Raw genomic sequence first — 13784 nt, forward strand, 5'->3', positions numbered from 1 at the left:
GCCCCCCTCAGGTAGACCCGATCCCATCCATGCGCTACAGATGGCCAATGAATATGATCATGCCGAATTATGGATAAATCTGACATCACGCTGGAGCGCATGCGCACCTTCGTCCGTGTGGCGGAGCGGGGCAATTTGTCGGCCGTGGCGCGGGAGCTGGGGGTGGGCCAGTCCACCGTCACCCGCCAGCTGCGCGAGCTGGAGGAGGCTGTGGGCGTGCCGCTGCTGAGCCGCACCACCCGCCGCGTCACACCGACGGAGGAAGGCGCGCGCTATCACGCCCAATGCGTCCAGATCCTGCGGCTGGTGGACCAGGCGGGGGATGAGGCGCGCGGCGGCGGCCAAGGGGCGGCCGGCACCATCCGCCTGTCCTGCACGGCGGCGCTGGGCGTGCGCCACATCAGCCGTCTGCTGTTCGCCTTCCAGGACCGGCATCCGGACATCGGCATCGACCTGAACCTGACGGATGAGCGGGTGGATCTGGTGCGGGAGGGCGTGGACATCGCCCTGCGCCTGGGGCCCCTGACCGACAGCACGCTGAAGCTGAAACCCCTGGGCCGTTCACGCCGGTCGCTGATGGCCTCGCCGGATTACCTGGCGCGGCGGGGCCGGCCCGCCCGGCCGCAGGATCTGGCGGGCCACGACATCGTCCGCATGTCCAATGTGGCCGGCAGCGCCACGCTGGTGTTGCACGGACCCGATGGCGACCAGGTGGAGGTGCCGGCCAGCGGGCGCTTCCGCGTCGATCATGGCCTCGGCGCGCGCGAGGCGCTCGCGGCCGGCCGGGGCATCGGCCCCACCCATCATTGGCTGATGGACGACCTGCTGGCCGATGGGCGGGTGGAGATCATCCTGCCCGATCATCATCCGCCGCCCGTGCCTTTCAACATGCTGATCGTGCCGGAACGGGCGGGTATCGCCCGCATCCGCCTGTTGATCGACTTCCTGGCCCAGGCCGTGCCCTGTATTCCAGGCATGGAACCTTAACGCGCCGCCTTCACCAGCCTGGTCACCGCCGGCAGGATGGCGAACTCCAGCTCGGCGCCCGGCTCCGCCGCCTCCGCGAGCGTCTTCTCGGCCGCGGCGCGGTCGGCCAGGGGCTGGTCCGTGGCCACGGCGTCGGCGGCGGCCAAGCCCACCTCGGCCAGACGGGTCAGCTTGGCGGCCGGGCCGGCCAGTTCCGCCAGCAAGGGGGTGGCCTGCCGATACGGGGCGAGCAGCGTCCCCGCCGTCTGCCAACGCTCCAGCTGGCTCCGCACCTGCGTCCGGGCTACGGTGTCACCGGGATGGGCGATGAGGCGGTCCACCGCCAGCCCGAACTCCCGCGCCACGGCGCTTTCCGCCGGGATGGCGTCCACCAGGCGGTTCAGCGGCGTGGACTGCACGGCGTCCGGCCGCCGGGCGGAGCGGTTGTAGTCCTTCAGCGGCTCCACCGCCTGGGCCAGGGGCCGGACGGCGCCCACCCCCGCCGGCCCCGCCACCCGGGCCAGCATGGCCTCATTCGCCGCCCGGTGCCGCGACCCGGCGGCGGCCAGGTCGTCGGCCACGGTCGCCAGGCGGGCGTACATGGCGGGGACGTTCCCCGTCATATTCTTGGGCGACCACAGCTTTTCCGCCACGACGGCGGCGCGGGGCCACAGGCGGATATCCAGGTTCTCCGGCGACAGCCGCTCGCTCCAGGCGCAGGCCTCACCGCCCAGGATCAGGCCCTCCAACCCCGCCGGCAGGTTTTCCGGCATGGGGTCGGCGGCGTAGTGGCGGCCGGCCGGCCAGCTCAAATCCAGGTAATAGGGGGCGGAGAGGATGCCGGCATGGCCCGCCAGCGCCGCCTTCCTCAGCGATTCCGCGTCGCGCCAGGACTGCACCACCACGTCCTTGGGCATGTCGCCGTCCATGATCTCGTCCCAGCCGATGGCATGCTTGCCGTGGCGGGCGACGATGGCCTGCACCTTGGTGGTGAACAGGGCCTGCAAGGCGGCGGTGTCTTTCAGCCCGTGGGCCTTCATGTAGGCCTGGACGGCGGGGCTGGCCTTCCACTGTTCGCCGTTCACCTCATCCCCACCGATGTGGAAATAGGGGTCGGGGAACAGCGCGGTCATTTCGCCGACGAGACGATCCAGGAATTGGTATGTGCTGTCGCGTGTCGGGTCCAGCGCGGGATCGAAGACGCCCCAGTGCCGCTCGATGGCATAAGGGCCGGGTGCGCTGGCCAGCTCCGGATAGCCCACCAGCCAGGCGGTGGTGTGGCCGGGCATGTCGAATTCCGGCACGACGCGGATGCCCCGGTCGGCGGCATAGCGGATGACCTGGCGCACCTGGTCCTGGGTATAGAAATCGCCGTCCGAGCCCAGCTGGTGCAGCCTGGGGAAGACCTTGCTTTCCACGCGAAAGCCCTGGTTGTCGGCCAGGTGCCAGTGCAGCACGTTCAGCTTCACCGCCTGCATCAGGTCTATGGTGCGTGCCACCGTGGCGATGGGCATGAAGTGGCGCGACACGTCCAGCAACAGGCCGCGCCAGGGAAAGCGCGGCTGGTCGTGGATGGTCACCACCGGCACGGCCCAGCCCTGCGGGCCGTTGGCCACCAGTTGGGCGAAGGTGGCGATGCCCCGGTTGATGCCGATGGATGTGGCGGCCGTGATGCTGGCGCCGGTTGGCGTCACCGTCAGGGTATAGGCCTCATCCTCCTTGGGCGCCGGCACGGCGGCGCTGACGCCCGTGACGATGAGCGTCAGGGTAGCTCCCTTAGGGACCGGCGCGCCGGCCAGGAACTGCCCGGTCTTGGCGGCCAGGCGCTGGATCAGGGTTTGAGCCGCCGCGGTCAAGTGCGGATCGGCGGGCCCGGCCAACGCCACCGTGAAGCCGCCATCCACCAGCAGCTGGCCCGTGCCCGCGCTCATGGCCGCCGGCAGGGGCATGAGCGCCGCCTGCTGGGCGTGCGCGGCGGAACCGACACTGGCGGCCATCAGGGTCACGCCGGAGACAAGCAAGGCCTTCAGTCGCATAGGTAAGTGCCCTTGAGGAAAGCGGAACCGTGGAAACCGTATGGGCCGTCAGCCCCTGGCCATGGCGGCGGTCAGGGCATCGGCCAGCGGGGCGGCGGGGCTCCCCAGCAGCAGGTGCAGGCGGCCGGAGCCGATCCGGGCCACACCGCGCAGACCCAGGGACAGCAGGCGCCCCTCGTCCACGCCGGTGGCGTCGGCGACACCCAGCAACAGGCGGGTGGCGCGGGCCTCCACCGCTTGGACGTTGGCCGCGCCGCCCAGGGCCGCCAGCACGGCGGCGGCGTCGGGCAAGGGCATCGCAGCGGCCACCGGGGCGGCCACCGGCTCCTCCACCGCAACGGGGACGGCAAGCGCGCCGCCCGCTGGCGGATGGGTGAGGGCCTTGCGGATCTCGCCCGCCACCTGGTCGGCCACGGGGCCCAGCACCACCTGCAGGGCGGTGGCGTTGGGACGGACCACGCCGCGCGACCCCAGGGCCGTCAGTGCACTCTCGTCCACCGCGCGGTTGTCGGCCAATACCAGCCGCAGGCGGGTGGTGCAGGCGTCCACGGTGCGGATATTGCCGGCGCCGCCCAGGGCAACGACGAAGCCACCGCCCCGGCCCTGCTCGGCCAGCGCTTGGGTGGATACAACCGCCGCCGGCGCATCCTCCCGCCCCAGGGTCTTGAGGTCGAAGCGGCGGATGACGAAGGCGAAGGCGGCGTAATAGACGACGAAATAGGCAGCACCCACCGGCAGCAGCAGCAGGGGCCGCGTCGCCTTGCCGAAATTGACGATGTAGTCGACCAGCCCGGCGGAGAAGGTGAAGCCCAGCTTCACCCCCAGCACGTCCATCACCACCATGGCCAGGCCCGTCAGCACAGCGTGCAGGGCGTAGAGGGGCGGGGCCACGAACATGAAGGTGAACTCGATAGGCTCGGTCACGCCGGTCAGGAAAGCGGTCAGCGCCATGGACAGCAGCATGCCGCCGATGGCCGCCCGCCGTTCCGGCTTGGCCGCGCGGTACATGGCCAGGCAGGCGGCCGGCAGGCCGAACATCATGACGGGGAAATAACCGGCCATGAAGCCGCCGGCCGTGGGGTCGCCGGCGAAGAAGCGCTTCAGGTCGCCGGTGGCCCCCTGGTAGTCGCCCAGGATGAACCAGGCGACGTTGTTCAGGATGTGGTGCAGGCCGGTGATGATCAGCACCCGGTTCAGCAGGCCATAGAGGAACAGGCCCACGTCGCCGGCCGACAGCGCGGCGCGGCTGAGCCCGTCCAGGCCCGCCTCCAGCACGGGCCAGCCGAAGCCGAAGACCAGCGCCAGGCCCAAACCGGCGAAGCCGGTGGCGATGGGCACGAAGCGGCGACCACCGAAGAAGGACAGGAATTCCGGCAGCGTCAATTCGCTGTAACGGTTGTAGAGGCCGCCGGCCAGCAGGCCGGACAGGATGCCGGCCGGAACCCCGATCTTGGCCACCGCCTTGATCTTGTAGCTGGTGGCGGCCGCGTCCAGCGCCGTTCCGGTGAGGCCGGCCACCACCTCGGGCGGCACGCGCACCAGGGCCTGCGCCCCCTGGGTCGCCACCAGGAAGCCGACCACGCCGGCCAGGCCGGCGGCGCCGTTGTTCTCCCGCGCCAAGCCCACCGCCACGCCGATGGCGAAGACCAGGCCCAGGTTGGTGAAGATGGCCTCGCCGGCGGCGGCGATGAAGGGGATGCCCAGCAGGTCGGGCTGCCCCAGGCGCAGCAGCAGGCCGGCCACCGGCAGCACGGCGATGGGCAGCATGAGGGCGCGGCCCAGCTGCTGTATCAGGGCGAAGCGGTCGCGCATCAGGCGGCTCCCTCGGTGATGGCGACGGCGAGGCCGGCGCGGGCCAACAGGCTGCGCACGGCGGCGGCGGACTCCTGCGCCAGGGCCTCGGTGGCGAGCGCCACGCAGGCGGCCTTGTCCAGCGGGCGCAAGGCCGCCTTGATGTCCGGGATGGTGGGCGGGGTGGCCGACAGCTCCGTCACGCCCAGGCCCACCAGCAAGGGGGCGGCAGCGGGGTCGGAGGCCAGGGCGCCGCACACGCCCACCCAGCGGCCGTGCCTGGCCGCCCCCTCCGCCGTCTGGCGGATCAGGCGCAGCACGGCGGGGTGCAGCGCGTCCAGGCGGGCGGCCAGGTCAGGGTTACCCCGGTCCATGGCCAGCACGTACTGCGTCAGGTCGTTGGTGCCGATGGACAGGAAATCGGCCTCGGTGGCCAACTGATCGGCCGTCACCGCCGCCGCCGGCGTTTCGACCATGACGCCCAGCTGCACCGGCGGGGCGTGGCCCAGGGCCTCGCGCTCATGGTCCAGCATGTCGCGCACGGCCCGCACCTCATCCAGCGTCGCCACCATGGGCACCATGATGCGGCACTGGCCCACCGGGCGGACGCGCAGGATGGCGCGCAACTGGGTGCGCAGGATTTCCGGCCGGCGCAGGCCGATGCGCACGCCGCGCAGGCCCAGGATGGGGTTTTCCTCGCGCGGCAGGGGCAGGTAGGGCAGCGGCTTGTCACCGCCCACGTCCAGGGTGCGGATGATCAGCGGCCGGCCCTGCAACGCGGTGGCGACGGCCTGGTACTGGGCCGCCTGCTCATCCTCGTCCGGCGCCGTCTGGCGGTCCAGGAACAGGAATTCGGTGCGCAGCAGGCCGCAGCCCTCCGCCCCCTTGGCCACCCCCTTCACCGCGTCGGCCACCTTGCCGACGTTGGTGTAGACCTCGATGCGGGTGCCGTCGGCCATGACGCAGTCGGCGGCCGCCGCCTTCAGGTTGGCCTCGGCCACCACCTTGCGCCGCGCCGTCTCGCGTTCCAGCTTGGCCAGGTCGTCGGCCGGCGGCTGCACATGCAGCAGGCCACGGTCGGCGTCCAGGATCAGCGGGGCGTCGTCCGGGATGCGCAGCACGGCCGCCCCGCCCGCCACCAGGGCCGGCACGCCCATGGAGGCCGCCAGGATGGCCACATGGCTGGTGGGACCGCCGCGCGCGGTGCAGAAGCCGGCCAGGCGGCCGGCGTCCAAGTTGCTGAGCTGGCTGGGCATCAGCTCTTCCGCCACCAGGATGGCGCCCTGGGGCAGGATCACCGGCTGCGGTTCCCGCCCGGCCAGGGCGAGCATGACCTGGCGACGCAGGTCGATCAGGTCGGCGGCACGCTCCGCCATGCGCGGGTTGCCCAGGGCGCGCAGGGCGGCGGCGGACCGGTCGGTGGCGGCGCGCCAGGCGCTCCCCGCAGCCTCGCCGCCGGTGATGGCGGCCTGCGCCTCGTCCAGCAGGTCGGGATCGTCCAGGATGGCCAGGTGCGCCTGGAAGATGTCGCGGCGCTGGGTCTGGCGCGTCTCTTCCGCGTGGGCCACGGCGGCGGCCAGGCGGGTGCGCACGCGGTCCAGGGCGGCGGCCAGGGCCGCCTGCTCGGCATCCGCCCCCAGGCCGCCGGCCGGCACCTCCACCTCCTCTTCCTGCAGGCGGAAGGCGCGGCCCAGCGCCAGGCCGGGGGCGGCGGTGACGGCGCGGATGACGGCCGTCTCACCGGGGGCGAAGGGCGGCTGGGCCTCCAGCGCCGGCGGCTCGTCGTGTGGCGGGACGGCGGCGCTGGGCAGCGAGGGTACGGGCAGCGCCTCGGCGAGCGCCACCGGTGTCTCGCCCAGGCCGGCCGAGATCGCGGCGGCCACGGCGGCCACGGCGGCGGCGGCGTCCTCGCCCTCCGCCAGCACGGTCAGGGCGTCGCCGTGGCGCAGGCCCAGCGACATGGCGGCCACGGCACTCTTGGCATTGGCGCGGCGACCTTGCGCCGCCAGGAAGACGGCGGCGGCGTACGGCTTGGCGGCGGCGGCGAGCACGGCGGAGGGCCGGGCGTGCAGGCCATGCACCAGGGGCAGCACCACCGATTGTTCCGCACTCTGGGTGCGTTCCCCGGCAGCGGCGCTGGCGGCGCCGTCGCCCTGAACCAGCAGGGTCAGCAGCACCTCGCCCGCGCGTACCGGCGTGCCGGTCCTGGCCTCCACCACGGTGGCGGCCGGGCCGCCGGCGATGATCAGGGGGGTCAGCAGGCTTTTGGCCTCACGGGCCAGCAGGTCCATGTCGAAGTCGATCAGGGCGTCGCCGGCGCGCACCAGCGCGCCCTCCGCCACATGGACGGTGAAGCCGCGCCCGCCCAGGGCCACGGTTTCCAGCCCCACATGCATCAGGATTTCCACACCGCAGTCGGCGCGCAAGGTCACCGCGTGGCGGGCACGGTGGACGGTCAGCACCACGCCGTCGCAGGGCGCCCGCAGGGTGGCGCCCGTCGGGTCCAGCGCCAGCCCCTCCCCCATCATGCGCTGGGCGAAGACGGGATCGGGCACCTCGTCCAGCGGGGTCGCCCATCCGTCCAGCGGGGCCAGCAAGATAAGCCGCGTCACGCCGCCGCCATTGCCTGATGCCGTGCCGGTCGGCGTCCCATTTCCCACCATAGAACCACCCACGCCTTTTCCTCATTTTCCCGGCGCCATCGGCGCCGTTTCGGCATTCAACCCGACTAAACCACGCCGCCCCCGGTAGCGGGCGAGCGGCGGGACGCCTCATCCCGCGAAACTCCAGCCCCGGGGAAAAAGGGGCCCGGACGGACGCCCGGGCCCTTTCCAAGTTCGGGGAGATCGAGAGCACAATCCAAAGAAAGCGCGCCCTCACGGAAACAACCCGCCGTCCGCGACGAAACCGGCCGACGGGGCACTGGCGGCGGCCGGGGGTCAGGGGAACGTCCCCTGGGCCGGCCGCCACACACTCATGAACCTCAGTACTTGAAGTGGGCGCCGAAGTAGAACTGACGGCCGTTATCGTAGAGGGCGCGCGGCTGGTCGGTGTTGTTGGCGTAGTACTTCATCAGCTCGTCCGTGATGTTCAGGGCCGAGAAGGTCAGGCTGATGTAATCGTTGACGGGCACGTTGATGGAGGCGTCCAGGGTGCCAAAGTCATCCTGGTTCTCCAGGGTGCTGCGGTCCAGGCCCACCACGAAGTGCGAGCGGAAGGTGTAGGACAGGTGGGCGCTGATCCAGTCGTTCTCGTAATAGCCCGTCAGGTTGTAGGTGTGACGGGAGTTGCCGATCATCGGCGCGCCATTCTCCTCGGTGCCGTAGGCGTAGGTGTAGTTGGCCTGGACGCCGAAGCCGCCGTAGATCGGCTGCTGGATCGCCAGTTCAAAGCCCCGGTTCTTGGCCGAAGTGTTGAACGGGTGGGTTACCTGATAGGTGTGGTTGGCCTTGTAGAAGTCGGAATAGAAGGTCTGCGGCGTGACGCCGTAGGTCACGTACGAGTTCATGTCGTTGTAGAACACGGCGAACGACAGCAGGGACTGCGGGCCGTAGTACCATTCCAGCGAGGCGTCGTAGTTGGTGGACTCGATGGGCTTCAGGTCGGGGTTGCCGCCCGAGCCGGAGGAGGCCACGTCGTTCAGGCTGACCGAACCGCCCAGCGCGCTGTAGTCGGGCCGCGCCATGGTCTTGGCCACCGCCAGGTGGGCCACCACGTCGTCCGTCACCTCCAGCTTCAGGTTGGCGCTGGGCAGGACGTTGACGTAGTCGTGGCTGATGTTGGTCGGCACATAGGGGCCGAAGGCGGAACTGTTGATGGCGCCTGCGGCCCCGGCGGTGGAGGCGAAGTAGACCAGGCTGGTCAGGTTGGTATCGACGAAGCGGACGCCGAAGTTGCCCGACCAGCCGGCGCCGCCGACATTGGCCATGACATAGGCGGCGCTGTCGGTCTCCGACACCTTGAAGGAGCCCGGCCAGTAGTAGCGCGAGGTGCCGTCGGCGCCGTTGATCGGGTCGGCGTTGCCGATGCCATAGGCGTTGAAGAAGGCCGCGACCTGGTCGTTCGACAGGGTCCAGATGTTGTTGAGGATGGAACCGCCCAGGTTGGACCCGAAGCCGGCGGGATAGGTGCCGCTGGACGAGGGCGTGGCCACGCCCCAGCCGCCGTTGGCGCAGCAGCCGCCGTCGACCTTGAACTGGGTGTTGCGCTGGTGGGCGCTGACGCGCACGCCGGCCTTCACCGAGTCCCAAATGCCGGACTTGACGTCGTACTTGGCGTCCAACTGGCCGTAGTATTCCTGGTCCACGGCCGTCAGCACGTCGGTCCAGGCCCAGCCGGTGGCGTAGTTGCCGTTCTGGGTACCGGTGGGAATGCCGAAATTGACGGTGGCGGGGGACGATAGGCCGTTCAGGGCGTAGCTGGCCGATGACGCGGCCACCGCCTCATACGCCGGCTCGGATGGCGTGTCGCCCAGGCCATAGGTGTAGCCGACCTTGCCGGTGAAGCTCAGGCGGTCGGTCGCCTGGTAGGTCACGTCGGCATCGATGTAGGACGTCTCGGCCGAGGCGCCGGGGCGCGAGATCTGGTCGTAGACGATGGCGTTGGTGACCGATGGCGTGGTGGCCGAGGTCAGGGTGTTGTTCTTGACGGTGTAGGCGGTGGGCACCGCCTGCTGCGTCGAGAAGATGCTGGAACCCCAGTACATGAAGTTGCGGTTGGAGTTGTCGGCATCCATGTGAGAGTAGAAGCCGTTGATATCCACCGTCAGCTTGTCGGTCGGCGTGAACTCCACGTCGATGTCGCCGCCCATGCGCTTGCGCTTCTGCTGGAACAGGGCGGAACCGATCAGGGTGGGGTAATAGACGCCGTTCAGTTCCGGATGCGCCTTGACGGCGGCGTCGGTGGCCGCGAACTGCGAATAGCCCAGGACCTCCTGGCCTTCGCGCTGAACGTCGCGCTCCTCATAGAAGGCCTGCGCCAGGACGCCGAAGGTGTTGGACTTGTTCTTCCACGACACCAGGCCGTTGAACTGCGGCGACACCTTCTCGGCCATGTCGCCGTACACGCCCTCGATGTCGGCGGCGGCGGTGAAGCTCTCCTTAAAGTCCAGCGGCTTGCGGGTGATGATGTCGATGGAGCCGGCGACGCCGCCCTCGACCAGGTCCGCCTGCTGGCTCTTGTACACCAGGGTCTGGGAGACGATTTCCGACGGCAGCAGCGAGAAGCTGACCGAGCGGCCCACGGTGGAGAACTGGTCCAGCAGGAACCAGTCGCCGGTGGCCACGCCGTGGCCGTTGATGGTGGTGTTGGTCAGCGAGGGGCTGGAACCCCGGATGCTGACGCGGTCGGCCTCGTCGAAGCCGCCCTCGCCGGAGGCGGCGGACTGGATCATGACGCCGGGCACGCGCTGCAGGGCATCGGCCACATTCTTGTCGGGCAGCTTGCCGATGTCCTCGGCGCTGACCACATCGACCACGGCGGTCTTGTCGCGCTTGACGTCGATGCTGTCCTGAATGGACTTGCGGAAGCCCGTGACGACGATTTCATCGAGGCCGGAGTCCGCCGCCGGGGCGGGCGCGTCGGCCGCATAGGCCGTGGCCGACATGGCCAGCACCGCCACCACGCTGGCGGAACCGCGCAGCATCTTTCTCCCAAAACCCATCAAACCCTCCTCTGGCCCATCTTTTGTGTTTACCGGCGCAGCCAACCGTCAGACCCAACTGACGGCGCCACACCTGGAACCAGACACCGCCACCCCCCTTTTGCCCGATTGGGGAGCCCACCGGGGCAACCCGGGGTGGCCGTGCGTTCCGGCATATCAGGCATGAGAGGGCGGCGGGGGCGAAAGGCTGGTTCCGGCAGAATGTCGAAAATGACGGCAAAACCGGGGATTTTGACTGCCGCGGCCGGTGAAACCTGTAACATTACAATGTATTACTTATGGACTGGGCGGCGGATTGGGGCGGCGCTATATGCGCTCGGCATGCCGCAGGTGCTGTTTCAGGCGGCCCAGGGCCTCACGCACCCCCTCCCGCTCCACACCCGTGTCGGGACAATGCCGTAGCACGAACTCCGCCGTGCGCACCACATCGCGCCAGCGGGGGTTGCGGGGCAGCGTTTCCACCAGCAGGTATTTGTCCAGCGTGCGGGTCTGCAACGAGCTGCGGTCCATATAGACGCGCCACAGCCCGCTTTCCTCCGCCAGCTCGATCTTTCCCTTGCGCTTGGCGTGGTGCCAGAAGTCCAGCGCCAGGGTCATGACATCGACGATGCAGCGGCGGAATTCCTCATTGGCGTCCAGATCGTTGGCCGGCTCGACCTCCGGCACCGGGGCGGGTGCCGGCATTGCCGCCTCCAGCACCGGTTCGGGGGCCGCCATGACGGCGGCGACCACGGGCGGCGGCCGGAAGGGCGCCGGCACCAGGACGGGCGGCGCCACGGGAACCGGCACCTCAGCCACCGCGGGGGCCTTGGGCACGGCGCGGCGGGATTGGCGCCAAGTCCAGCCGCCGGCAGCGGCACTGGCCAGGGTCAGGCCCCAGGTCCACCAGCCCAGCCAGCCCGACAGGGCCCAGCCGCTGGACAGCACCTGGAACTGCCACGGCGACCCGGGCACGCCATACACACCATAAGGAGACAGGCCACGGGCCGATGCCGGCTGGTCGGCCGGGTGCCCGCCAGCATCGATCAGGGCGAAACCGACACCGTGGCGCGTCAGCGTGCCCAGGCGGCGGTCCACCGTGGCCAGCGGCAAGCGGAAGGCCACGACACCCTCGACCGAGCCATGGCGCACCACCGGCCGGGCCACCAGCATGCCCACCCCTTCCGGCCCATCACTGGCGGTGGCGCCGTCCAGATCCTTGGGCGGGGTCACCACCAGCACCTGCGTGGGGTCGTCCACCTTCTGCAGCCGGGCCATGATCTCGCGGAACACCTCGCCCAGCGGGGTGTCGCGGGCGTGGGCGTCGTTCAGATCCTGGCCGAAGGCGCCATCCTTGCGCAGGCTGTAGACCACGCGGCCCAGCCGGTCGATGAGGTAAAGGTCGTTGAAGACGGAGGAGCCGATCATATCCACGAAGCTGGCATGGAAGCGGTCGTGCACAGCCATATAGGGGGCCAATGCGGAGGAGGCGCCCTGCTGCTGCGCATCGCCCTGGGCGAAGGCGGTGCGCAACAGGGCGGCGGCCCGTTCGGGATTGGGCGAAATCTGCGCGAAGGCGGAGGCGAAGCCGTAGTAGCGGCCCACGCTGTAGCCGATGAAGCTGGTGCTGGAGAAGGCGGCGCTCTGGTCGCGCGCGGATTCATACAGGATGCCAAGATCATGGGCGGCCATGTCGCGAGCGGTGGCCACGGCCGTGTCGGTGCGATCCATGACGGCGTACAGCGCCGTCATCAGCGACAGGCAGAGCAGCACCCCAAGCGTGACGAGGCTGGCCGGCGCCTTGATAGCCCACCTCTCAAACCCGACCACCCCGATCACCCCCTGTTTTTTGATGGGGACAGGAATACATCCAAATCCACCGACATCACTGTTTTTAAATCGGCTTTACCGGCGCACGATCGCCACCATACCGTCAATTTCGTCAATCCGCAAAGCGGCCCTTGATCGCCGGGGGCCGCCCGCGCTCCCCTGCCGATGACCGTGACCGGCCTGCCGAGGCGCGGATTTCCTCGATATTCCAGCCCCGCACCACCCCCGGCGCCCATCCCGCGCCGCTGGCACAGCCGCGCCCGCGCCCAACCCATGACCCGACCCGTGAAAAGGTGACGTCCCATGACCGTAAGCACCCGCCAACCGCCGCTCGCCGTCGTCTTCGGGGTGCCGGGGCTGAAGATGACGGCCGACCAGAAAGCCTTCTTCCGCGACGCCGACCCGCTGGGCCTGATCCTGTTCAAGCGCAACTGCGGTACACCCGATCAGTTGCGCCGGCTGTGCGACGATTTCCGCGACGCCGTGGGCCGGGCGGACGCCCCCATCCTGATCGATCATGAGGGCGGACAGCACCAGCGCATGGACCCGCCGGTGTGGCCGGCCTTCCCCCCACCCGCCCGTATCGGCGCCCTGTATCGCCGCGACCGCGCGGCCGGCCTGGCGGCGGCGCGCCTGGACGGGGCGGCCATCGGCAGCCTGTTGCGCCAGCATGGCATTTCCGTCGATTGCGCGCCCCTGGCCGACGTGCCGGCGCCGGGCAGCCATGAGGTCATCGGCGACCGCGCCTTCAGCGACACGCCGGGCGAGGTGGCGGAACTGGCCGGCGCCTTCATGGCCGGCATGATCGCCGCCGGCGTCACCCCCATCATCAAGCACATCCCCGGCCACGGCCGCGCCATGGTGGACAGCCATGAGCGCCTGCCGGTGGTGGACACCGACCTGGACACCCTGGCCGATAGCGACTTCCTGCCGTTCCGCCGTCTCTCGCAAGCGGCCCCCTGGGCCATGGTGGCGCACATCGTGTTCAGCGCCGTGGACCCCGCCCGCCCGGCCTCCATCTCCCCCACCGTGGTGGAACAGGTGATCCGGGGGCGCATCGGCTTCGACGGCGTGCTGATTTCCGACTGCATCTATATGGAGGCGCTGGCCGGCACCCTGGCCCAGCGTTGCGCCGCCGTGCTGGCATCGGGCATCGACATCTGCCTGTCCAGCCATGGCGACGTGGAAGAGTGGCGGCCCATCGCCGCCGCCGCCCGCCCCCTGACGCCCGACAGCCTGGCGCGCCTGGCCCGCGCGACCGTGCCCGCCAATGGCGCCCCCGGCGGCCTGATCGGCGACGTGGCCGCGGCCGCCCGCGACCTGGCGGCCCAGCTGGCATGACGCGTCTTAACGGCGCTCTGACGAAACTGACGAGTTTGCGCCCTGGCCTGGGGCGGCGCGGACGGCGACAGTGAGGGAAGGACGGCGCGCCGGAGACCGGTTAGAGTCGATCAGCGCTTCCGTCCGGGAGCTTCGGTACCCGTCGCCGCACTTTGGGCGCGGTACTTTGGGGGAACGGC

The 13784-nt window shown here is 70.1% G+C and carries 7 protein-coding genes; 2 read left to right on the top strand and 5 right to left on the bottom strand.

Annotated features, from left to right (window positions below; genetic code table 11):
• Window positions 1–69 precede the first annotated feature (69 nt).
• Entirely contained in the window at window positions 70–987 is a 918-nt protein-coding gene (locus tag FBZ89_RS18455; protein WP_145751346.1) for a LysR family transcriptional regulator, read from the top strand.
• Here the strand turns inward: FBZ89_RS18455 and FBZ89_RS18460 are convergent.
• From FBZ89_RS18460 to FBZ89_RS18480, 5 genes are all read right to left on the bottom strand, one after another.
• On the bottom strand, window positions 984–3002 hold the full coding sequence (locus FBZ89_RS18460) for a beta-N-acetylhexosaminidase (RefSeq protein ID WP_145751347.1): 2019 nt from the start codon (window positions 3000–3002) through the stop codon (window positions 984–986). The genes FBZ89_RS18455 and FBZ89_RS18460 overlap by 4 nt on opposite strands.
• 48 nt (window positions 3003–3050) lie before the next feature.
• Window positions 3051–4814 (bottom strand): N-acetylglucosamine-specific PTS transporter subunit IIBC, encoded by a 1764-nt coding sequence (gene nagE, locus FBZ89_RS18465; RefSeq protein ID WP_186457430.1) that lies wholly within the window; start codon window positions 4812–4814, stop codon window positions 3051–3053.
• The gene (gene ptsP, locus FBZ89_RS18470) at window positions 4814–7405 is read right to left on the bottom strand and encodes a phosphoenolpyruvate--protein phosphotransferase (RefSeq protein ID WP_186457431.1); all 2592 of its coding nucleotides are present in this window, start codon (window positions 7403–7405) and stop codon (window positions 4814–4816) included. The genes nagE and ptsP overlap by 1 nt, the downstream gene beginning before the upstream one ends.
• A gap of 371 nt (window positions 7406–7776) precedes the next feature.
• Window positions 7777–10437, bottom strand: coding sequence for a TonB-dependent receptor (locus tag FBZ89_RS18475; RefSeq protein WP_186457432.1), 2661 nt, complete (start codon window positions 10435–10437; stop codon window positions 7777–7779).
• 324 nt (window positions 10438–10761) lie between these two features.
• Window positions 10762–12273: a hypothetical protein gene (locus FBZ89_RS18480; RefSeq protein ID WP_186457433.1), complete on the bottom strand. Its 1512-nt coding sequence runs from the start codon at window positions 12271–12273 to the stop codon at window positions 10762–10764.
• A 294-nt stretch (window positions 12274–12567) separates the two neighbouring features.
• Between FBZ89_RS18480 and FBZ89_RS18485 the strand changes: the two genes are divergently transcribed.
• Window positions 12568–13605: a glycoside hydrolase family 3 N-terminal domain-containing protein gene (locus FBZ89_RS18485; protein WP_145751350.1), complete on the top strand. Its 1038-nt coding sequence runs from the start codon at window positions 12568–12570 to the stop codon at window positions 13603–13605.
• Window positions 13606–13784: the final 179 nt, after the last annotated feature.

The sequence above is a fragment of the Nitrospirillum amazonense genome (assembly GCF_007828045.1).
Lineage (GTDB): Bacteria > Pseudomonadota > Alphaproteobacteria > Azospirillales > Azospirillaceae > Nitrospirillum > Nitrospirillum amazonense_C.